The sequence below is a fragment of the Streptomyces sp. NPDC051582 genome, from assembly GCF_040681715.1.
Taxonomy (GTDB): Bacteria; Actinomycetota; Actinomycetes; order Streptomycetales; family Streptomycetaceae; genus Streptomyces.
In genome coordinates this window covers 1-20324 of sequence record NZ_JBFAZJ010000044.1, presented here as the reverse complement: position 1 = coordinate 20324, position 20324 = coordinate 1, and the positions used below count along the sequence as shown (strand labels likewise).

Sequence of the window (20324 nt, the reverse complement as noted above, 5' to 3'; positions counted from 1 at the left end):
CGGGCGCAGCCCGGACCCCGTCGGGGGCTCGCCCCCGGACCCCAGCGCCTCTCACGCCGGCGGGGCCGGGCCGCCGGGCCCCCGGCCCCCGGCCCACGCGCCCCGAGCCGCGGTGGGGTTCGGGGGGCGTGGCAAGCTGGGGTGGTGAGAGAGATCGTCGATCGGGCTTGTGAGGCCGCGCTGCACGGCCAGGGCGACGCGGGGTTGGACGCCGGGGCTTCGGTGCTCGTCGGGGACGGCGGGCAGTGGGGCGGGGTCGGGCGGGAGCTGCTCGGGCGCGGGGAGGCGTACGTACGCCAGGCCTGGGAGCGGGGGTGGCGGCCCGCCGACGTGCTCCGGCTGGTCGGGCGGGATCTCGGCGAACGGCATCTGCGGATCACCCGGGACCTGATCGCCGCCGAGGCGCGCCGGTACGCCCGGCTGCCCGAGCGGTGGACCGACGCCGAGGCGTGGTGGGGAGCGGACGCGGAGTACGGGGAAGCCCTCGTGCTGCGGGAGAAGAGCGATCGGTTCAGCCTCGCCACGGCCGTGCTCGAAGTGTTCCGGCTGCTCATCCGGCTGCCCTCCATCGAGGCCGTCGGGCCGCTGCCCGGGGACCCCGTCGGCGACGCCCTGGAGCACGCGCACATCGAGCCCCGCATGCTCGGGCGCATCCGCGCGCTGCTGGCCAAGGCCGAGGCGACCAACTTCCCGGAGGAGGCGGAAGCGCTCAGCGCCAAGGCGCAGGAGCTGATGGCCCGGCACACCGTCGACGAGGCGCTGCTCGCGGCGAGCGGGAAGGGACCCGCCCAGGTGCCCGCCGCCTGCCGGATCGGGGTCGAGGCTCCGTACGAGGAGGCCAAGGCCGTGCTGCTGGACGCCGTCGCCACGGCCAACCGGTGCCGGGCCGTGTGGAACAGCGCCTTCGAGTTCTCCACCGTGGTGGGGTTCGAGAGCGATCTGGAGGCCGTCGAGCTCCTCTACACCTCCCTGCTCGTGCAGGGCACGGCCGCCATGACCCGCGCCGAGGCCGCGCAGCGTTCCGGCGGGCGCAAGCGGACCAAGACCTTCCGGCAGTCCTTCCTGCTCGCGTACGCCAGCCGCCTCGGCCAGCGCCTCGCCGAGACCGCCGAGCACACCGTCGCCGAGGCCCCCGACAACCTGCCCGCCCTGGTGGCCCGCGACGTCGCCGTCACCTCGCGGGCCGACGAGATGTTCCCCCGGACCACCACCACCCGGCTGCGCGGTGCCACGGACCACGCGGGCTGGGAGGACGGCACCGCCGCTGCCGATCGGGCCCACGTGGCCACCAGGCGGCCGCCCCTCCCGCGATAGGTCGCGCCGGTCCGGGCGGCCGTGTCGTCAGCCCCGCCGGCCCTCGCCCTCGCCCTCGCCGCGCAGGGCCTGCGTCTCCGACTTCAGGATGCGCATCGACCTGCCCACCGAGCGGGCCATGTCGGGCAGCTTCTTCGAGCCGAAGACCAGCACGCAGACCATGAGGAGCAGGATCAGGTGCCAGGGCTCAAGGGCATTGCGGAGCATGCGCGTTCCCCCTATGGGTGACGGGAATTCCGGTGCGGTCCCGACCATCGAACAGGGCCGTTCACGTACGGACAAATCTGAAGAAGGCCTGAAGGGCGGGTCGGTGCCCGGCCTTGGTCAAAGCTTGATCCAGGCTTTACATGGGTCCGATTCACCCCTGATCCACCCGAGTTCTTCCCTGACAGTGATCGGGGCAGCACCCTCCGCGTGCACGTGCATCTGCCCATGCATGCGCTTATGAACACAGCTATGATCCGGTGCAGTTGACATCTGCACTATCGGGGGCTTCCTGTGGACCACGCGTACAACGGGATGGCAGCTGCAGAACTCGACGGAGTGACCTGGCAGAAGAGCAGACACAGCAACTCGCAAGGTTCCTGTGTGGAGTTCGCCAAGCTGCCGGGTGGCGCTGTCGCCGTGCGCAACTCGCGCTTCCCGGACGGGCCGGCGCTCGTCTACACGCCGGCCGAGATAGAGGCGCTGCTGCTGGGCGTCAAGGACGGCGAGTTCGACCACCTGATCGCCTGATCGGCCGGTAGGGACGGCCGGAGGAACGGCGCACCGATCAAGCCATGCACGTGCACTGGCCGGGACTGATCGCAATGATCAACCCCGGCCAGTTTTCGTCATTCACCGACGATCCCGCCGGTGTCCGGCGCCCGCGCAGTCCTACTCGTGCAGCATGAACAGGGCCCAGACGACCTTGCCGGTCAGCCGGCCCGCGAGCGGGTGCCAGCCCCAGCTGTCGCTGTAGGCGTCCACGAGGAACAGCCCGCGCCCCGACTCCAGGTCGCAGTTCTCCTGGGTGCGCTCCGGCGCGAACGATCCGCCGGGCCGGTCCTCGCTGGGATCCCGTACCGCGCACACCAGCCGGGTGCTCCACCGCATCAGGTGCAGCCGGACCGTCGGTTCAGGCTCACCCGAACCCGAACCCGAACCCGAACCCGATCCCGCCCCGGCCCCCGCGCCGGCACCCGCCCCCGCGTCCCCCGGCAGGGCATGGCGCAGCGCGTTCGTGACGAGCTCGGAGACCACCAGGGCCACGTCGTCGAAGCGCTCGTCGAGGCCCCACTGCGACAAGGTCGACCGGGTGAACGAACGGGCGCCCCGCACCGCCTCGAAGCGGGCGGGCAGAGCGCAGGAGGCGGACCCGGAGACAGCCGTGGGGTCGACCGGGGGCAGCCCCTGCCGTAACGGCTCGAGCATGGTCGATCCATTCGTCCCCATGCGAGGCACTCCCGGGATTCGCGGGCGGAGCGGCGCGCTCCGGCCAGAAAGAACTGCGGGGTGGGTCCGGCGCCGGCGCGAAAGAGCACGCAGGTGCGCGGCACCATCGTTCCGAATGCAGAAGCTGGATGCAAGGGCAGATGCACGTGCACGCGCCGGACCTGTCCACTCCCGTGATGGTTCTTGCTCATTTCTTCCTACGCATACTTACGGACTTCTTTTACGGCAGGTGGGATTCCGTTACAGAACGAGTACGGACCGATGCGTTTTGGTGGCAGACTGCGGGGCCTGGGGTTCGGGGGCTCCGGCGACGCACATCACGCGCAGACCACGCGTACACATGGCGATGGGGAGGGCTGGACTAGTGACCGCAGAAGCAAGCGGTTCTGTGGTGCGCCGCATACTCCTGGGCTCTCAGCTCAGGCGACTCCGAGAATCCCGCGGCATCACCCGTGAGGCGGCCGGCTACTCGATCCGCGCATCCGAATCGAAGATCAGCCGCTTGGAGTTGGGAAGGGTGAGCTTCAAGGCAAGGGACGTGGAGGACCTCCTCACGCTCTACGGAGTCACGGACGGCGCGGAGCGGGAGTCCCTGCTGGGGCTCGTCCGCGAGGCGAACGCGGCCGGCTGGTGGCACAGCTACGGCGACGTGCTGCCCGGGTGGTTCCAGACGTACATCGGCCTGGAGGGCGCCGCCTCGCTCATCCGTATCTACGAAGTCCAGTTCGTCCACGGCCTGTTGCAGACCGAGGCGTACGCCCAGGCCGTCGTCAGCCGCGGCATGCCCGGCGCCACCAAGGCCGAGATCGACCGCCGCGTCGCGCTGCGACTGGAGCGCCAGAAGGTGCTCGTCTCCGAGAGCGCCCCCGTCTTCCACGCCGTCCTCGACGAGGCCGCGCTGCGCCGCCCGTACGGCGACCGCGACGTCATGCGCGGCCAGCTGGAGCACCTCATCGAGGTCTCCCAGCGGCCCAACGTGCAGCTCCAGGTGATGCCCTTCTCCTTCGGCGGTCACGCGGGCGAGAGCGGAGCCTTCACCCTGCTGCGCTTCCCGGAGTCCGACCTCCAGGACATCGTCTATCTGGAACAGCTCACCAGCGCCCTCTACCTGGACAAAGACGAGGAAGTGGCGCAGTACGAAAGGGCGATGGAGCGACTCCAGGCCGACTGCCCCGACCCCGACCGGACGCGGGATCTTCTCCGCGGCCTGCTCCAACTGTCTTGATTTGCACGTAGTATGACGTCTGATCAGTGCATGATGACCGATCGGTCTCCGGTGCAGCGCACGGGTGCGCGCTCGCAGTAAGGGATGGCATGTCCATATTCGACGACCTGGCTCACCAGTACATCGACGGCGAATGGCTGGCCGGCACCGGTTCGTGGGACATCATCGACGTCAACCCGTACAACGGGGAGAAGCTCGCGGCCATCACCGTGGCCACCGTCGAGCAGGTGGACCTGGCCTACCGCGGCGCCGAGCGCGCCCAGAGAGAGTGGGCCGCCACCAGCCCGTACGCCAGACGCGCCGTCCTGGAACGCGCCCTGCGCATCACCGAGGAGCGCGAGAAGGAAATCGTCGAGGCGATGATCGACGAGCTCGGCGGGACCCGTCCCAAGGCCGAGTACGAGGTCCACCTCGCCAAGGAGTTCATCCGCGAGTCGATCCAGCTGGCCATCCGCCCCGAGGGCCGCATCCTCGCCTCCCCGGTCGAGGGCAAGGAGAACCGGGTCCAGCGCCTCCCGGTCGGCGTCGTCACCGTGATCAGCCCCTTCAACTTCCCGTTCCTGGTCACCATGAAGTCGGTCGCCCCGGCCCTGGCCCTGGGCAACGCGGTGGTGATCAAGCCGAACCAGAACGCACCCGTGGTCGGCGGCGGGCTCATCGCCAAGGTCTTCGAGGACGCGGGCCTGCCGGCCGGGCTCCTCAACGTGCTGGTCACCGACATCGCCGAGATAGGCGACGCGCTCCTGACCCACCCCGTCCCGAAGGTCATCTCCTTCGCCGGCTCCGACCGGGTCGGCCGGCACGTGGGCTCGGTGGCCGCCCGCCACTTCAAGCGGACCGTGCTGGAGCTCAGCGGCAACAGCGCGCTCGTCGTCCTCGACGACGCCGACCTCGACTACGCGGTGGACGCGGCCGTCTTCAGCCGCTTCGTCTACCAGGGCCAGGTCTGCATGGCCGCCAACCGCATCCTCGTGGACGCCTCGATCGCCGAGGAGTTCACCGAGAAGTTCACCACCCGCGTGCGGGGTCTGAAGACCGGCGACCCCCACGAGGCCGACACCCACATCGGCCCGCTGATCAACTCCTTCCAGGCGGATGCCCTGACCGCGCTCGTCGACCAGGCCGTCGCTTCCGGCGCGCAGGCCCTCGTCCGCGGGTCTACGCGCGGCAACCTGGTCGAGCCGACCGTGCTGGCCGGCCTCCCCGAGGACTCCCCGCTGCTCGGCCAGGAGATCTTCGGTCCGGTGGCCCTGCTGGTGGTCTTCGACGGCGAGGACGAGGCCGTGCGCCTGACCAACGCGACCCCGTACGGGCTCAGCGGCGCCGTCCACACCCGGGACGTGGAGCGCGGCGTGCGCTTCGCCCAGCGGATCGAGACGGGGATGATCCACGTCAACGACTCGACGATCGGGGACGAGCCGCTCGCCGCGTTCGGCGGGGAGAAGGCCTCGGGACTGGGCCGGCTGAACGGCGACGCCACGATCGAGGCGTTCACCACCCAGAAGTGGATCTCGGTCCAGCACGGGCGCACGACTTTCCCGTTCTGATCTCGTTTCTCCTTCCGGCCTCGGTTCTCCATCCGGGGTCGCTCTAGACTCGGGCGAGTCAGAGGCGGGCAGCGGGCAGCGTTCCGGGGGAGACCTGAGTTGAGCAACATTCCGGAGACGGGGCGCACACCCCGGGTCCAGAACCGCCTGGTCGTGATCCAGGTGGTCGTCTTCTCCTTGCTGCTCACGCTGGGCGGGCGCCTCTGGTACCTCCAGGTGCGCAATGGCCAGGAGTACACCGACGAGGCGAAGAACAACCACACCCAGCAGGTCGTCCAGCCCGCCGTGCGCGGCTCGATCCTGGACTCCCGAGGGGTGCCGCTCGCCGACAACGAGACGCGGATGGTCGTCTCCGCCAGCCGTACCGACCTCACCAAGATGAAGGACCGGGGCAAGGACGTCCTGACCCGGCTCGCCGGTGTCCTGGGGCTCAACCCCGACGACGTGGTCAACAGCGTCCGGCTGTGCGACGCGAAGACGCCCAAGCCGTGCTGGAACGGCTCCCCGTACCAGCCGATCCCCGTCACCGACGAGGCGACGACGGACCAGGTGCTGGAGATAAGGGAGCACGCCGAGCAGTTCCCCGGCATCACCGCCGAGCCGACCGCCCTGCGCCGCTACGCCGGACCCGACGGGGCCAACACCTCGCAGGTGCTCGGCTACCTCTCGCCCGTCACCGACGCGGAGATCACCAAGGCCAGGAAGACCGACTCCCCGTACCTGCGCTCCGACCAGGTCGGCCGCTCGGGCCTGGAGCGCACGTACGACAAGGAGCTGCGCGGCAAGGCGGGCGTCACCCGCTACGAGGTGGACAACCTCGGGCGCGTCATCGGGCAGGCGCAGGCCGACAAGCCGACGCCCGGCTCCAACGTCGTCACCTCGATCGACTCGCGCGTGCAGGCGGTCGCGGAGCGCGAGCTGAACAACGCGATGGTCGAAGCCCGCAAGACCTACGACAAGATCACGCACAAGAACTACGAGGCGGACTCGGGCGCGGTCGTCGTGATGGAGGCCAAGACCGGCCGCATCGTCGCGATGGCCTCCAACCCGACGTACGACCCGAACGCGTGGGTCGGCGGCATCTCCGCGAAGGACTACGCGTCCCTCACCGACAAGGAATCCAACTACCCGCTGCTCAACCGGGCGATCCAGGGGCAGGCGGCCCCCGGCTCGATCTTCAAGGTGGTCTCCTCGACCGCCGCGGTGAACGCCGGGTACCCCTTCAACGGGCGGTACGGCTGCCCCAGCTCGTACTCGGTCGGCAGCCAGACGTTCACCAACTTCGAGTCGCAGGGCTACGGCGACATCACCATCGGCCGGGCCCTGGAAGTCTCCTGTGACACCGTCTACTACGGCATCGCGGACAAGGAGTGGAAGAAGGACGGCGGGATCAACCCCAAGAAGGACCCGAGCGACTGGTTCTACAAGACGGCGCACGAGTTCGGGCTGGGCAAGGCGACCGGCGTCGACCTGCCGAACGAGGTGAACGGCCGGGTCCCCGACCGCCAGTGGAAGAAGGACTTCTCCGAGGCGAACAAGGCCGCCTGGTGCCGGGACGGCAAGAAGGACGGCTCGTACGCCGAGAAGATCGCGTACGAGAACTGCCGCCAGGGCAGCCAGCTGCGCGAGGGCGACGCGATCAACTACTCGATCGGCCAGGGCGACACCCTCGTCACCCCGATCCAGATGGCGTCGATCTACGCGGGCATCGCCAACGGGGGCATGATGCACCAGCCGAGCATCGGCAAGGCGGTCGTCAGCGCCGACGGCACCTCGGTCAAGGAGATCGCTCCGAAGGAGCAGGGCCGGCTGCCGATGGACGAGGAGCTGCGCGACGACATCGACGGCGCGCTCGCGTCGGTGGCCACCACGGGCAGCGCGGCCTGGCGGTTCGGCGGCTGGCCGCAGAAGCAGATCCCGATGCACGCGAAGACCGGTACGGCGGAGGTCCAGGGCAAGCAGACCACCTCCTGGTTCGCCTCGTACACCGACGACTACGCGATCGTCATGACGATCTCCCAAGGCGGTACGGGCTCCGGGGCTTCCGGGCCGGCGGTCCGCAAGATCTACGAGGCGATGTACGGGCTCGACGAGAAGGGCAGCCAGGACCTGACCAAGGCCCTGCTCCCCAAGCCGCAGACGGAGCTCCCGGCGATCCGCCCCGAGGGCGCCGGCAACTAAAGGCCGGGTCTTCGCCACACCCGGACCGCATCGAGGACAGAACCTGACCGCAACCCTTCATAACGTGTTCCTTGTCAGCAGCGAGAACCACGAAAAGGCGGTTGGTCATGGCTCACATCTCCGAAGAGGTCCTGGGCGACGAGCGCGGCACGCTCCTGCTCTTCGTCGAATCCCAGCGCACGGCGATCCGCGAATCGCTGGCCGGGCTGACCGGGGAGCAGGCGGCGAGCCGGCCCAGCGCCAGTGAGCTGTCGCTGTCCGGACTGGTCAAGCACGTCGCCGGGGTCGAGCTGAGCTGGCTGCGCATGGCGCAGGGGCGGGCGGCCGAGACGGAGCAGAGCCCCGAGTCGTGGGCCGATGCCTTCCGCCTCACCGGTGACGAGACCATCGAGTCGGTCCAGGCCTTCTGGGACCAGGTCACGGCCGAGCTGGCGGCCTTCGTACGGGAGCTGCCCAGCCTGGACGAGACCTTCCCGCTGCCGCCGGCTCCCTGGTTCCCCGAGAACACCAAGGTCTCGATGCGATGGATGCTGCTGCACCTGGTGGAGGAGTTCGCCCGGCACGCGGGCCACGCGGACGTGATCCGGGAGTCCCTGGACGGCACCAAGGCCATGGGCTAGCCGCGCCCCCTGCCGGACACCTCCGTGGCGGACTTGCACCTCACGTGGCGTGAGGACCCACAGTGAAGGGCGTACCGACCAGAGGAGCGGGAAAGATGGGCTACTCCGTGGGACAGGTCGCCGGATTCGCCGGAGTGACGGTGCGCACGCTGCACCACTACGACGAGATCGGCCTGCTCTCCCCGAGCACCCGCAGCGGCGCGGGTCACCGGCGTTACGACGACGCCGACCTCGACCGGCTGCAGCGGATCCTGTTCTACCGGGAGCTCGGCTTCCCGCTCGAAGAGGTCGCGGTCCTGCTGGACGATCCGGAGTCGAACCCGAGGGAGCACCTGCGCCGGCAGCACGCCCTCCTGTCCGACCGGATCGCCCGGCTCCAGCAGATGGCCGAGGCCGTGGAGCACGCCATGGAGGCAGAGAGAATGGGCATCAACCTCACGCCCGAGGAGAAGTTCGAGGTCTTCGGGGACTTCGACCCCGACCAGTACGCGGACGAGGCGCACCGGCGCTGGGGCGACACGGACGCGTACAAGGAGTCCGGCCGTCGGTCGGCCGCCTTCACCAAGGAGGACTGGAAGCGCTTCCAGGACGAGGCGGACGAGATCAACCGGCGGTTCGCCGCGCTGCTGGGATCCGGCGTCGCCGCGGAGTCCGAGGAGGCCATGGACGTGGCCGAGGAGCACCGCGGGTGGATCGACCGCAACTGCTACACCTGCTCGCACGAGATGCACACGTGCCTGGGTGAGATGTACGTCGCGGACGAGCGCTTCACCGCCTACTACGACGGGATCCGGACCGGCCTGGCGGTGTTCGTACGGGACGCGATCCTCGCGAACGCCGTCCGCAGCGTCTAGATCGCCGGATGTTCCCCGCACGGCCCCCTCCCGGTACCTGGAACCGGGAGGGGGTCTTGTGCGTTGATAATTGAAACCGCAGTCCTGTCCGAAGCCCCCCTCGGACGCCCCGCCGCGATACTCGCGATACCCCGATCCAGGAGAGCCCGGAACTCGTGTACACGCTTGCGCTCGGCCCAGAGTGGCTGTCCCCGGAGTATCTGATCGGGCAATTCGGTCTGATCGGCATCCTGGTCATCGTTTTCGCGGAGTCGGGCCTCTTCGCGTTCCTGCCCGGGGACTCGCTGCTGTTCACGGCGGGCCTGTTCACCGCGAGCGGCACGATCAAGGAGCCGCTGTGGCTGGTCTGCACCCTGATCTCGGCCTCCGCCATCCTCGGTGACCAGGTCGGCTACATGATCGGCAAGGTTTTCGGTCCGAAGATCTTCAACCGGCCGAACTCCAAGCTCTTCAAGCGGGAGAACCTCGACTCGGCGCACGACTTCATGGAGAAGCACGGCCCCAAGGCCATCGTGCTCGCGCGCTTCGTGCCGATCATCCGCACCTTCGCGCCGATGGTCGCGGGCGCGACGGCGATGAAGTACCGCACCTTCCTGACGTTCAACGTCATCGGCGGCATCCTGTGGGGCGCGGGCGTCACGATCCTGGGCTACCAGCTCGGCCAGTTCGAGGTCATCAAGAAGAACGTCGAGCCGATCTTCATCGTCATCGTCCTGATCTCCGTCATCCCGGTGATCTTCGAGGTGCTGAAGTCCCGCAAGGAGAAGAAGGCGCTGGCCGCCTCCGGCGGGCAGTCCGCGAGCGACGAGGACGCGCAGGCCCCGGGCCGGCGCAGCGGCCGCCACGCCAAGCGCTGAGCCCGTACCGGCCTCCAGGCGCGCCAGGGCCTCCAGGCCCGCCACGGCCCGTCCGAAAGCCCCGGCGACCCGAGAGGGTCCGGCCGGGGCTTTCGCGTGGTGCGGGCAGACGGGCGCCAGCGGGGTGCCCGCCTAGAACCCGCGGGTTCGCTTCGCCGCGCGCCGTTTGGCGGCGCTCGCGGCGCCCGGGATCCGCATGAACAGCCGCGAGGTCTCCGACCCCAGGTTGACCCCGATCGCGATGGCCAGCGCGATGGCGGCGGCGTTCACGAGCGAGCCGAGGCCTTCGTTCAGCCGGTTCTCGGCGATCAGCAGCAGCCCGTAGTACGTCGCCGAGCCCGGCAGCAGCGGGCCGATGGCCGCCGTCGTGTACGGCAGGGCCGAGGCGAAGCGGTAGCGCGAGAAGAGCTGGCCGAAGAGTCCGACCAGTCCGGCGGCGATGGCCGTGGAGGGCACGGGAGGGATGCCGCCCGCGTAGTGCAGGGCCCCGAAGGTCACCCAGGCGACCCCGCCGTTCAGCGTCACGATCCACACGGTGGACCGTTCCTGCTGGAGCAGGATCGCGAACGTGAACACCAGAACCATCGAGGCCGCGATCTGGATCGGCGGCCGCTGGGTGATCTGCAGGACCTCCTCCGGCTTCGGCGAGGGGCCCAGCTGGAGCCCGAGGTACAGCACGACCAGCACGCCCATGATGATGCCGATGAAGAGGTACATGACCTCCAGCAGCCGGGCGGAGGCGGTGATGTAGAAGCCGGTCAGACCGTCCTGCACGGCCGCTACCAGGGCCCGCCCGGGAAGCAGCGCGAAGAGCCCACCGGTGATCACCGCGGAGGCGCGCACGTCGATCTCGGTCAGCTTCAGGGCCACGCCTATGGCGGCCGGCGGCATCGCGGCGACCACGAACTGGTAGAACTCCGGCAGCCCGCGCCCGGCGCACAGCCAGGCGAACCGGTCGCCGAGCATCGCCCCGATCGCAGCCGCGAAGAACACGACCACGCCACCGCCGACCAGGGTGGAGGCGGCCCCGGCGAGCAGCCCGGCGGCGGCCGTCAGGACCCAGGAGGGGTACGGGTGCCGGTTGCGGCGGATCTCGGCGAGGCGCCGGTAGGCCTCCTCCAGCGAGAGCTCGAACTCGTGCGCGCTGATGTCGTCCACCAGCTGGTAGACGGCGGCCAGCCGGGTGTAGTCGGTGCCGCGGCGGCGTACGGTCCGGTTCGCCGAGATCGGATCGTCGATGAGCGAGGGCTGGTGGGTGATCGACAGCAGGGTGAAGGTCACCGTGGGCTCGCAGCGGTCCAGCCCGTACGAGCGGGCCACCGCGAACATCGCCGCCTCCACGTCCTCGGCGCCCTCGCCGCCCGCGAGCAGCAGCTCGCCGATGCGCAGGGTGAGGTCGAGTACGCGCCCGACGGCGGGTCCGTGCTCGGCGTGCTTGTGCACGGCCTCCGGGACGGGCCGGACGTCGACCGGCATGCGCAGCATGGTGCGCATGCGGTCCTGCCAGGGGGATTCCTTCATCAGGGAGACGGGGAACCCCGCGCCGGGGGTGTAGGCGGGCGGCGAGTGCTGGGCGCTGTACGTGGCCGGGGGCGCGAAGGCGGAGCCCTCCGGCCCGGGCTCGGCGCTCGGCTCCGGAACCCCTTCCGGTACGGCGAACTCCGAGGTCGGCTGGTCCTCGTCGACCGGTTCCGGATCGATGCCGGCGGGCGGTGCGAAGGCGCTGCGCGCCTCGTCGGATTTCGGCTTCCGGTCCTCCGCGCCCCCGGATCCCTCGCCCTCCGCCACACGTCCTCCAGTCCCCGACCAGCCCGGGTATCAGTATGCGGAACCGTTTCGTCCTCGGCGAAACCAGACGACGAACGGGCGGCACCCCCTCGGTGAAGGGGTACCGCCCGTCGCGTTCGAGCCTGTCACCTGCCGAGCGCACTCAGCGGGGCGGGAGGACTCAGTGGTGGCCGCCCTGGGCCTCCAGGCGCTTGTACGAGGCCTCGATCTCGGCCTCGGCCTCGGTGCGGCCGACCCAGTTGGCGCCCTCGACCGACTTGCCCGGCTCCAGGTCCTTGTAGACCTCGAAGAAGTGCTGGATCTCCAGGCGGTCGAACTCCGACACGTGGTGGATGTCGCGCAGGTGCTCCACGCGCGGGTCCGAGGCCGGCACGCAGAGCAGCTTGTCGTCGCCGCCCGCCTCGTCGGTCATGCGGAACATGCCGATCGCGCGGCACTTGATCAGGCAGCCCGGGAAGGTCGGCTCGTCAAGGATGACCAGCGCGTCCAGCGGGTCGCCGTCCTCGCCGAGGGTGTTCTCGACGAAGCCGTAGTCCGCCGGGTAGCTGGTGGAGGTGAAGAGGCGACGGTCCAGACGGATCCGGCCGGTCTCGTGGTCCACCTCGTACTTGTTCCGCGAACCCTTGGGGATCTCGATGGTGACGTCGAACTCCACGTCCTGCTCCTCCATGATCAGCTTCATTGCTTCGAGACTGCAATTGGTCCATCTGCACGCGGGCCGTGCCCAGCCCCGCGGGGTGGGTGCCATGCTCGCGGCAAGACGCAGTGGTTAAGTGTCCCTCACGCATATGTGTGATCGCGAAAGGGGCTGGTCCGAGGTGCCATACGTCAAGACGTGGCAGCTCATCGCGGTGTCGGCCGTCGCCGGCCTCGCCCTGTCGGTGGCCGCGGTGGCCGCGGCCGGTCCTTGGGACTCCGGCCAGCGTAAGGCCGAGCGCGACAGGGCCGCCTCCCGGGGCCTTGCGGGTGGCGCAGATCACGGTGCCGGCCGCGCCGCCGGGCTACTGCCCCAGGCCGCGCCCAGCGCCCCCGGGGTGCTCTCCGGGATCGGCCCGGGCTCCCCGCGCACGACCGGCAGCGGGATCGCGGCCGCCGATTCCGGGCAGCTGGCCGAGGCGCTGCGGCCGCTGCTGGCCGACCCCGCGCTCGGGACCGTCCGTACGGCCGCGGTGATCGACACCGCCACCGGCCGGGTCCTCTTCGAGTCCGGAGCGCGCGAAGCCATGACCCCCGCCTCCACCACCAAGATCGCCACGGCGGTGGCGGCCCTCTCCGCGCTCGGCCCCGAGCACCGCATCCGGACCACCGTGACCCCCGGAGCGGGCCCCGGGGAGATCGTCCTGGTCGGCGGCGGGGACCCCTCCCTCACCGCCAGGAAGAAGAGTCCCGCCGGCTCCGGCGGCAGCCTGCTCGCCCTCGCCGCCGACACGGCCCAGGCCCTCAAGGCCGCCGGCACCGACTCCGTGCGCCTCGGCTACGACGACACCCTCTTCACCGGGCCGGCCCGCCACCCGATCGGCGAGAACCCCAACATCGCTCCGGTCACCGCCCTCGCGGCCGACGAGGGCCGCCCCGACGAGTCCACCTCCGGGCCCGCCGACCGGGTCGACGACCCCGCCAGGGAGACCGCCCGTTCCTTCGCGGCCATGCTGGGGGACCGCGGCATCAAGGTCACCGCCGACCCGGCCAAGGCCAAGGCGCCCGCCGGGGCCCAGCCGCTCGCCACCACCCTCTCCACCCCGCTCGCCGGACTCGTCGAGCGGATGCTGACCAACAGCGACAACGACATCGCCGAGGTCCTCGCCCGCCAGACCGCCCTCGCCTCCGGCCAGCCGGCCGGCTTCGAGGGGGCCGAGAAGGCCGTCACCGCCCGGCTCGCCGCCCTCGGCGTCGACACCGCCGGCTCCCGCTTCGCCGACGGCAGCGGTCTCAACCGGGCCGACAAGCTCAGCACGGGGCTGCTCGCCGGACTCCTGGCCAAGGCCGCCGACCCGCAGCGCCCGGAGCTGCGGCCCGTACTCACCGGACTGCCCGTCGCCGGGTTCACCGGAACCCTGCGCGGCCGCAACGCCGGCACCTCCCCGGCGGCCGGGCTCGTACGCGCCAAGACGGGCACCCTGACCGGCGTGAACTCCCTCGCCGGGACGGTCGTCGACTCCTCCGGGCGACTGCTCGCCTTCGCGTTCCTGACCGCGAACGCCCCCGAGCCCGGGGCCGCGGAGAAGGGCCTGGACAAGCTCGCGGCGGCCGTCGCCCGCGCCTCCTAGCGCCCTCCCGGCCGCCTCCGGGCGCATCCGAGGGGCTCCGCCGCGGCGCCGGTCCACGTACCGTTGACGCATGACGAGCATCGGTGGTGCCGAGATGGTCGACTGGAATCTCGCGGTGGCGACCGCGACCCGGCTGGTGCGGCCGGGTCCCGAGGTCAGCCGCGACGAGGCCCGCGCCGTGGTGGCGGAGCTGCGCGGGCATGCGAAGACCTCCGAACGCCACGTCCGCGAGTTCACCCGGATGATCCCCGAGGGGATCACCGTCCCCGACACCCCCGTCCTCGTCGTCGACCGGTCCGGCTGGGTCCGGGCCAACGTGGCCGGCTTCCGCGAGCTCCTCGCCCCGCTGCTCGGCAAGATGCAGGACCGCCGCGCCGGCGCCCCCGGCGGCGCCGTCCTCGGTGCGGTCGGCGGCAAGGTCACCGGCGTGGAGCTGGGGATGCTGCTCAGCTTCCTGGCCTCGCGCGTGCTCGGCCAGTACGAGACCTTCGCCCCGGCCGGACGCGATCTGCCGGGCTCGGCCCCGGGCGGCGGCCGGCTGCTGCTCGTCGCCCCGAACATCGTCCACGTCGAGCGCGAGCTGGACGTGCGCCCGCACGACTTCCGGCTCTGGGTCTGCCTGCACGAGGAGACGCACCGTACGCAGTTCACGGCCGTCCCGTGGCTGCGCGACCACCTGGAGGGCGAGATCCAGACCTTCCTCGGCGCCACCGAGGTGGACCCGGCGACCATCCTGGAGCGGGTGCGCGAGGCCGCCCAGTCCTTCGCCGGCGCCCGCCCCGACTCCGAGCAGGGCGACGAGGGCCGCTCCCTGGTCGAGCTCGTCCAGACTCCCGAGCAGCGCGAGGTGCTCGGCCGCCTGACCGCCGTCATGTCCCTGCTGGAGGGCCACGCCGACTACGTCATGGACGGCGTCGGCCCCGCCGTGGTGCCCTCGGTCGCCGAGATCCGCGAGAAGTTCCAGCAGCGCCGGGCCAGCGGCGCGGGCCGCCTCGACGCGGCGCTGCGCAAGCTGCTGGGGCTCGACGCGAAGCTGCGCCAGTACCGCGACGGCGAGCGCTTCGTACGGGCCGTCGTCGGCCAGGTCGGCATGGACGGCTTCAACCGGGTCTGGACCTCACCGAACACACTGCCGACGAAGGCGGAGATCGCCAAGCCCGCGGACTGGGTCGCGCGGGTGCACCGCAAGGGCGAATAGAAGCGAAGGGGAGTGACTCAGGGGGCGTAAACATGTCCCACTGGGGGAAGAAGCGTCACCCGTCCGAGGGACCGTGAGGCGTGGAAGGGCGTGCGATGCTCAGGGAACGGCTCGGTTCTGTCACCATCGACGCACTCTGAGTGACAACCCGCGTTCCGCGGGGGCTCCCGGCGGGGGGCTCCTCACGGGGGGCCGGGGCACCGGGCAGCGTCGAACAGCACCGAACAGCAGCCGTTCCAGCATCACACCCCAGCCTTCGAGGCATCCGAACTCCACCGAAGGGCACCGGACATGGGTCCCCATCCTGCGGTCGCGGCGATACGCCTGGCGGTCCGCCGCGTACTCCACGACGTCCTCACCGACCTCACCGACCGTCCCGCCGGCCACTCCCCTACCCCGTCCGGGGGGACACCCGTCGCGGCGGCCGCCACCCTGCCACTCGTACTCGTCGCCTGCTCCGGTGGCGCCGACTCCATGGCCCTCGCCTCGGCCCTGGCCTTCGAGGCGCCCAAGCTGGGCATCCGGGCCGGGGGCATCACCGTCGACCACGGCCTCCAGGCCGGCTCCGACCTGCGAGCCGCCGAGGTCGTCACCCGCATGACCGCGCTCCGCCTCGACCCGGTGGAGTCCGTCGCCGTGCGCGTCGGCCGCGACGGCGGACCCGAGGCCGCGGCGCGCGACGCCCGCTACGCCGCCCTCGACGAGGCCGCCGACCGCCTGGGCGCCGCCGCCGTGCTGCTGGGCCACACCCGGGACGATCAAGCCGAAACCGTCCTGCTGGGCCTCGCCCGCGGCTCCGGCATCCGCTCGCTGTCCGGCATGGCCGAGGTGTCGGGCGGACCGGGCCGCAGCCACCGCTACCGCCGCCCCTTCCTCCAGATCGACCGGCAGACCGCCCGCAAGGCCTGCATGGTCCAGTCCCTGCCGGTCTGGGACGACCCGCACAACATCGACCCGGCCTACACGCGCTCCCGGCTCCGCCACGAGGGACTGCCCGCCCTCGAAAAGGCGCTGGGCAAGGGAGTGGTCGAGGCGCTGGCCCGCACCGCCCAGCTGTCGCGCGACGACGCCGACGCCCTCGACTCCTGGGCCGCCGATGCCGAGGCGGGCGTACGGGACGAGGACGGCAAGCTGGAGTGCGCCAAGCTGTACGCCCTGCCCCCGGCCGTCCGCCGCCGTGTGCTGCGCAGGGCCGTGGTCGCGGCCGGTTCCCCCGCGGGCTCGCTCTTCGCCCGCCACATCGAGGAAGTGGACCGGCTCATCACCGGATGGCGGGGCCAGGGCGCCATCAACCTGCCCGGCCGGGTCGAGGCCCAGCGGCAGGGTGGCAGACTTGTCATCCGGCAGGGCTGATTGGTGCTGAAACACGGCTGAGTCCTCCGGGGGCACCCCCGGAGCCCCGGCCGCAAACGAAAGTGATGCGGGTGGACGAGAAGGACATGGGCAGCGACCTCCAGTCGGTGCTCATCACCAAGGAAGAGATCGACGCGAAGCTGGCCGAGCTGGCCGCGAAGATCGACGCGGAGTACGCGGGCAAGGACCTGCTCATCGTCGGTGTGCTCAAGGGCGCCGTGATGGTGATGGCGGACCTGGCGCGTGCCTTGTCCACTCCGCTCACCATGGACTGGATGGCGGTGTCCTCGTACGGCGCCGGGACCCAGTCCTCCGGTGTGGTCCGGATCCTCAAGGACCTGGACACCGACATCAAGGACAAGCACGTCCTGATCGTCGAGGACATCATCGACTCGGGTCTGACCCTGTCCTGGCTGCTGTCGAACCTGGGCTCCCGCCAGCCGGCCTCCCTGGAGGTCGTCACGCTGCTGCGCAAGCCCGACGCCGCCAAGGTCGCGATCGACGTGAAGTGGGTCGGCTTCGACATCCCGAACGAGTTCGTCGTCGGCTACGGCCTCGACTACGCGGAGAAGTACCGCAACCTGCCGTTCGTCGGCACGCTCGCCCCGCACGTCTACGGCGGCTGACGCCGGGACCGGGATCGGGCCCCGGACCGGGGCCCGCCCAGGGGAACCCTGGAACGATTCCTGCCGTTGGAGCAGGGGAAAGCAGTTCTGTCAGCCGTCCCACGAGGCCGCGGGTGACAATACAGGGGTACATTCCGAAGAACAGTCTTTACTCACAGCAGCATTTACCTACGGGCAGGAGGGACGGGGCGCCTGGCGCCCCGTATGGATGGACGTGAAGCGATACTTCCGTGGGCCGGTCATGTGGATCGTGCTGGCCGTCCTCGCCGTGGTCGTGTTGATGAACGTCGTCGGCTCCGGCGGCGGCTACAAGTCGGTGGAGACCAGCGAGGTCATCAAGGCGATCAACAGTGGCCAGGTGGAGAGCGCCAAGCTCACCACCGGTGACAGCCAGATGATCAAGATCGAGCTGAAGAAGGACCAGAAGCTCGGCGACAACGACGGCACCAAGTTCCAGGCCAACTACATCGGAGACCAGGGCGTCCAGCTCGCCCAGAACCTCCAGACCAAGTTCGAAGCCGGTCAGATCCCGGACGGGTACACCGTCTCTCCGGACAAGACCAGCCCGTTCCTCAGCGTGCTGCTCTCCCTGCTGCCCTTCGTCCTCATCGTCGTCGTCTTCCTGTTCCTGATGAATCAGATGCAGGGCGGCGGCTCCCGGGTGATGAACTTCGGGAAGTCCAAGGCCAAGCTCATCACCAAGGACACCCCGAAGACGACGTTCGCCGACGTCGCGGGCTCGGACGAGGCCGTCGAGGAACTCCACGAGATCAAGGAGTTCCTGCAGGAGCCGGCCAAGTTCCAGGCCGTCGGGGCCAAGATCCCCAAGGGCGTGCTGCTGTACGGCCCGCCCGGAACGGGCAAGACCCTGCTGGCCCGCGCCGTCGCGGGCGAGGCCGGAGTCCCGTTCTACTCGATCTCCGGTTCCGACTTCGTCGAGATGTTCGTCGGTGTCGGCGCCTCGCGTGTCCGCGACCTGTTCGAGCAGGCCAAGGCCAACGCACCGGCGATCGTCTTCGTCGACGAGATCGACGCCGTCGGCCGGCACCGCGGTGCGGGTCTGGGCGGTGGCCACGACGAGCGCGAGCAGACCCTGAACCAGCTGCTCGTCGAGATGGACGGCTTCGACGTGAAGGGCGGCGTCATCCTGATCGCCGCCACGAACCGTCCGGACATCCTCGACCCGGCGCTGCTGCGCCCGGGCCGCTTCGACCGGCAGATCGCGGTCGACCGTCCGGACATGCAGGGCCGTCTGGAGATCCTCAAGGTCCACCAGAAGGGCAAGCCGGTCGCTCCGGACGTCGACCTCTCGGCCGTCGCCCGCCGCACCCCCGGCTTCACCGGTGCCGATCTGTCCAACGTCCTGAACGAGGCGGCGCTGCTCACCGCCCGCTCGGACCGCAAGCTGATCGACAATTACATGCTGGACGAGGCCATCGACCGCGTCGTGGCGGGCCCGCAGAAGCGGACCCGGATCATGTCGGACCGGGAAAAGAAGATCACCGCGTACCACGAGGGCGGCCACGCCCTGGTCGCGGCGGCCTCCCCGAACTCCGACCCGGTCCACAAGATCACGATCCTGTCCCGCGGCCGGGCCCTGGGTTACACCATGGTCCTGCCCGACGAGGACAAGTACTCGACCACGCGCAACGAGATGCTCGACCAGCTGGCGTACATGCTGGGCGGGCGCGCGGCCGAGGAGCTGGTCTTCCACGACCCGACCACCGGTGCGGCGAACGACATCGAGAAGGCCACGGCGACGGCCCGCGCGATGGTGACCCAGTACGGCATGACCGAGCGCCTCGGCGCGATCAAGTTCGGCGGGGACAACACCGAGCCGTTCCTGGGCCGCGAGATGTCGCACCCGCGGGACTACTCGGAAGAGGTCGCGGCGCTCGTCGACGAAGAGGTCAAGAAGCTCATCGAGACGGCGCACAACGAGGCCTGGGAGATCCTGGTCGAGAACCGCGACGTCCTCGACAACCTGGTCCTGGCCCTCCTTGAGAAGGAGACGCTGGGCAAGGAGGAGATCGCCGAGGTCTTCTCGACGATCGTGAAGCGCCCGGCTCGCCCGGCGTGGACCGGTTCCTCGCACCGCACCCCGTCGACCCGCCCGCCGGTGCTCTCTCCCAAGGAGCTCCAGCTGACGAACTCGGCGAACGGCACCTCGGCGGCGACGCCGGCCGTGTCCGTGGAGAAGGACCCCGCGCCGGAGGACCGCGCCGAGTAGCCCTCGGCCGGACCGTCCCGGAATGGATGCCGCGCCCCCCAGGTTCTAGCCTGGGGGGCGCGGCACTTTTGCGTGCCCGTGAGGCGCCAGTGCACACAGGAACGAGGAAGAGATGACCGACCCAGTGACCCTGACCGGTGACGAGGGCACGATCGGAGAGTTCGACGAGAAGCGCGCCCAGGCGGCGGTCCGCGAGCTCCTGATCGCGGTCGGCGAGGACCCGGACCGCGAAGGCCTCCTGGAAACCCCGGCCCGCGTGGCCCGCGCGTACAAGGAGATATTCGCCGGCCTCTACCAGAAGCCCGAAGAGGTCCTCACGACCACCTTCGACCTGGGACACGACGAGATGGTCCTGGTGAAGGACATCGAGGTCATGAGCAACTGTGAGCACCATCTGGTGCCCTTCCACGGCGTGGCCCACGTCGGCTACATCCCGTCCATCGACGGCAAGATCACCGGGCTGTCGAAGCTGGCCCGCCTCGTGGACGTGTTCGCCCGCCGCCCTCAGGTGCAGGAGCGGCTGACCACGCAGATAGCGGATTCCCTGATGGAGATCCTGGAGCCGCGCGGGGTCATCGTGGTCGTCGAGTGCGAGCACATGTGCATGACCATGCGCGGGGTCCGCAAGCCCGGCGCGAAGACGATCACCTCGGCGGTCCGGGGCCAGCTGCGCGACCCCGCGACCCGCAACGAGGCCATGAGCCTGATCATGGCGCGCTAGAGGGCGTCCCCCCGGCCCCTGCGGATGCCTTCGGCGAGTTCGCCGGCGAGTGCCTTGACGGCGGTCAGGCCGGCTGCCTGGTCGGGTGCGTCGAGGAGCAGTTTGACGA

Annotated in this window: 18 protein-coding genes; 14 read left to right on the top strand and 4 right to left on the bottom strand. The window is 70.2% G+C overall.

From position 1 onward, the window contains the following. Positions 1-144 precede the first annotated feature (144 nt). Complete coding sequence (locus AB0M92_RS35600; protein ID WP_366106498.1) at positions 145-1314, top strand: DUF2786 domain-containing protein; 1170 nt, start codon at positions 145-147, stop codon at positions 1312-1314. Positions 1315-1341: 27 nt separating this feature from the next. On the opposite strand, the gene tatA is transcribed toward AB0M92_RS35600, so the two are convergent. Beyond that, positions 1342-1521 carry a Sec-independent protein translocase subunit TatA gene (tatA, locus tag AB0M92_RS35595; RefSeq protein WP_366106497.1) on the bottom strand — a complete coding sequence of 60 codons (180 nt, stop codon included), beginning with the start codon at positions 1519-1521 and terminating at the stop codon, positions 1342-1344. 312 nt (positions 1522-1833) lie between these two features. Here tatA and AB0M92_RS35590 point away from each other — a divergent pair, with 312 nt between their 5' ends. Further along, entirely contained in the window at positions 1834-2049 is a 216-nt protein-coding gene (locus tag AB0M92_RS35590; protein WP_051696354.1) for a DUF397 domain-containing protein, read from the top strand. Positions 2050-2190: 141 nt separating this feature from the next. On the opposite strand, the gene AB0M92_RS35585 is transcribed toward AB0M92_RS35590, so the two are convergent. Continuing rightward, positions 2191-2748 carry an ATP-binding protein gene (locus AB0M92_RS35585; protein ID WP_366106496.1) on the bottom strand — a complete coding sequence of 186 codons (558 nt, stop codon included), beginning with the start codon at positions 2746-2748 and terminating at the stop codon, positions 2191-2193. A gap of 346 nt (positions 2749-3094) precedes the next feature. Here AB0M92_RS35585 and AB0M92_RS35580 point away from each other — a divergent pair, with 346 nt between their 5' ends. The 6 genes from AB0M92_RS35580 (at position 3095) to AB0M92_RS35555 (ending at position 10032) form a co-directional block, all read left to right on the top strand. Next, positions 3095-3973: a helix-turn-helix transcriptional regulator gene (locus tag AB0M92_RS35580; protein ID WP_053691382.1), complete on the top strand. Its 879-nt coding sequence runs from the start codon at positions 3095-3097 to the stop codon at positions 3971-3973. A gap of 89 nt (positions 3974-4062) precedes the next feature. Beyond that, positions 4063-5520 (top strand): aldehyde dehydrogenase family protein, encoded by a 1458-nt coding sequence (locus AB0M92_RS35575; protein WP_366106494.1) that lies wholly within the window; start codon positions 4063-4065, stop codon positions 5518-5520. 99 nt (positions 5521-5619) lie between these two features. Then, positions 5620-7701, top strand: coding sequence for a penicillin-binding protein 2 (gene mrdA, locus AB0M92_RS35570; RefSeq protein WP_366106493.1), 2082 nt, complete (start codon positions 5620-5622; stop codon positions 7699-7701). Between the two features lie 107 nt (positions 7702-7808). Then, on the top strand, positions 7809-8321 hold the full coding sequence (locus tag AB0M92_RS35565; protein WP_366106492.1) for a DinB family protein: 513 nt from the start codon (positions 7809-7811) through the stop codon (positions 8319-8321). A 95-nt stretch (positions 8322-8416) separates the two neighbouring features. Further along, positions 8417-9175: a MerR family transcriptional regulator gene (locus AB0M92_RS35560; RefSeq protein WP_366106491.1), complete on the top strand. Its 759-nt coding sequence runs from the start codon at positions 8417-8419 to the stop codon at positions 9173-9175. Positions 9176-9330: 155 nt separating this feature from the next. Then, positions 9331-10032 carry a VTT domain-containing protein gene (locus tag AB0M92_RS35555; protein WP_366106490.1) on the top strand — a complete coding sequence of 234 codons (702 nt, stop codon included), beginning with the start codon at positions 9331-9333 and terminating at the stop codon, positions 10030-10032. Positions 10033-10164: 132 nt separating this feature from the next. On the opposite strand, the gene AB0M92_RS35550 is transcribed toward AB0M92_RS35555, so the two are convergent. Both AB0M92_RS35550 and AB0M92_RS35545 read right to left on the bottom strand, forming a co-directional pair. Then, entirely contained in the window at positions 10165-11820 is a 1656-nt protein-coding gene (locus AB0M92_RS35550) for a threonine/serine exporter family protein (protein WP_366106489.1), read from the bottom strand. Positions 11821-11980: 160 nt separating this feature from the next. After that, a complete protein-coding gene (locus tag AB0M92_RS35545) occupies positions 11981-12475 on the bottom strand; it encodes an inorganic diphosphatase (RefSeq protein WP_008742522.1) in 495 nt (164 codons plus the stop codon). Between the two features lie 163 nt (positions 12476-12638). On the opposite strand from AB0M92_RS35545, the gene dacB reads away from it, so the two are divergent. The 6 genes from dacB to folE all read left to right on the top strand — a co-directional run bounded on the left by dacB (position 12639) and on the right by folE (position 20215). Beyond that, positions 12639-14087 carry a D-alanyl-D-alanine carboxypeptidase/D-alanyl-D-alanine-endopeptidase gene (gene dacB / locus AB0M92_RS35540; RefSeq protein WP_366106488.1) on the top strand — a complete coding sequence of 483 codons (1449 nt, stop codon included), beginning with the start codon at positions 12639-12641 and terminating at the stop codon, positions 14085-14087. 70 nt (positions 14088-14157) lie between these two features. Further along, entirely contained in the window at positions 14158-15285 is a 1128-nt protein-coding gene (locus AB0M92_RS35535) for a zinc-dependent metalloprotease (RefSeq protein ID WP_366106487.1), read from the top strand. A gap of 291 nt (positions 15286-15576) precedes the next feature. Beyond that, the gene (gene tilS, locus AB0M92_RS35530) at positions 15577-16638 is read left to right on the top strand and encodes a tRNA lysidine(34) synthetase TilS (RefSeq protein WP_366106486.1); all 1062 of its coding nucleotides are present in this window, start codon (positions 15577-15579) and stop codon (positions 16636-16638) included. Between the two features lie 65 nt (positions 16639-16703). Further along, entirely contained in the window at positions 16704-17264 is a 561-nt protein-coding gene (gene hpt, locus AB0M92_RS35525) for a hypoxanthine phosphoribosyltransferase (protein WP_030158549.1), read from the top strand. 208 nt (positions 17265-17472) lie between these two features. Next, the gene (ftsH, locus tag AB0M92_RS35520) at positions 17473-19494 is read left to right on the top strand and encodes an ATP-dependent zinc metalloprotease FtsH (RefSeq protein ID WP_366106485.1); all 2022 of its coding nucleotides are present in this window, start codon (positions 17473-17475) and stop codon (positions 19492-19494) included. Positions 19495-19606: 112 nt separating this feature from the next. Next, complete coding sequence (folE, locus tag AB0M92_RS35515) at positions 19607-20215, top strand: GTP cyclohydrolase I FolE (protein ID WP_229337459.1); 609 nt, start codon at positions 19607-19609, stop codon at positions 20213-20215. Positions 20216-20324 lie beyond the last annotated feature (109 nt).

Bases quoted from the DNA above. Each gene is read 5' to 3' on its own strand.
- AB0M92_RS35585 (WP_366106496.1), bottom strand. From the start codon at position 2,748: ATGGGGACGAATGGATCGACCATGCTCGAGCCGTTACGGCAGGGGCTG.
- tatA (WP_366106497.1), bottom strand. From the start codon at position 1,521: ATGCTCCGCAATGCCCTTGAGCCCTGGCACCTGATCCTGCTCCTCATG.
- AB0M92_RS35575 (WP_366106494.1), top strand. From the start codon at position 4,063: ATGTCCATATTCGACGACCTGGCTCACCAGTACATCGACGGCGAATGG.
- AB0M92_RS35580 (WP_053691382.1), top strand. From the start codon at position 3,095: ATGGGGAGGGCTGGACTAGTGACCGCAGAAGCAAGCGGTTCTGTGGTG.
- tilS (WP_366106486.1), top strand. From the start codon at position 15,577: ATGGGTCCCCATCCTGCGGTCGCGGCGATACGCCTGGCGGTCCGCCGC.
- hpt (WP_030158549.1), top strand. From the start codon at position 16,704: ATGCGGGTGGACGAGAAGGACATGGGCAGCGACCTCCAGTCGGTGCTC.
- AB0M92_RS35590 (WP_051696354.1), top strand. From the start codon at position 1,834: ATGGCAGCTGCAGAACTCGACGGAGTGACCTGGCAGAAGAGCAGACAC.
- AB0M92_RS35535 (WP_366106487.1), top strand. From the start codon at position 14,158: ATGACGAGCATCGGTGGTGCCGAGATGGTCGACTGGAATCTCGCGGTG.
- AB0M92_RS35560 (WP_366106491.1), top strand. From the start codon at position 8,417: ATGGGCTACTCCGTGGGACAGGTCGCCGGATTCGCCGGAGTGACGGTG.
- folE (WP_229337459.1), top strand. From the start codon at position 19,607: ATGACCGACCCAGTGACCCTGACCGGTGACGAGGGCACGATCGGAGAG.
- AB0M92_RS35565 (WP_366106492.1), top strand. From the start codon at position 7,809: ATGGCTCACATCTCCGAAGAGGTCCTGGGCGACGAGCGCGGCACGCTC.
- ftsH (WP_366106485.1), top strand. From the start codon at position 17,473: ATGGACGTGAAGCGATACTTCCGTGGGCCGGTCATGTGGATCGTGCTG.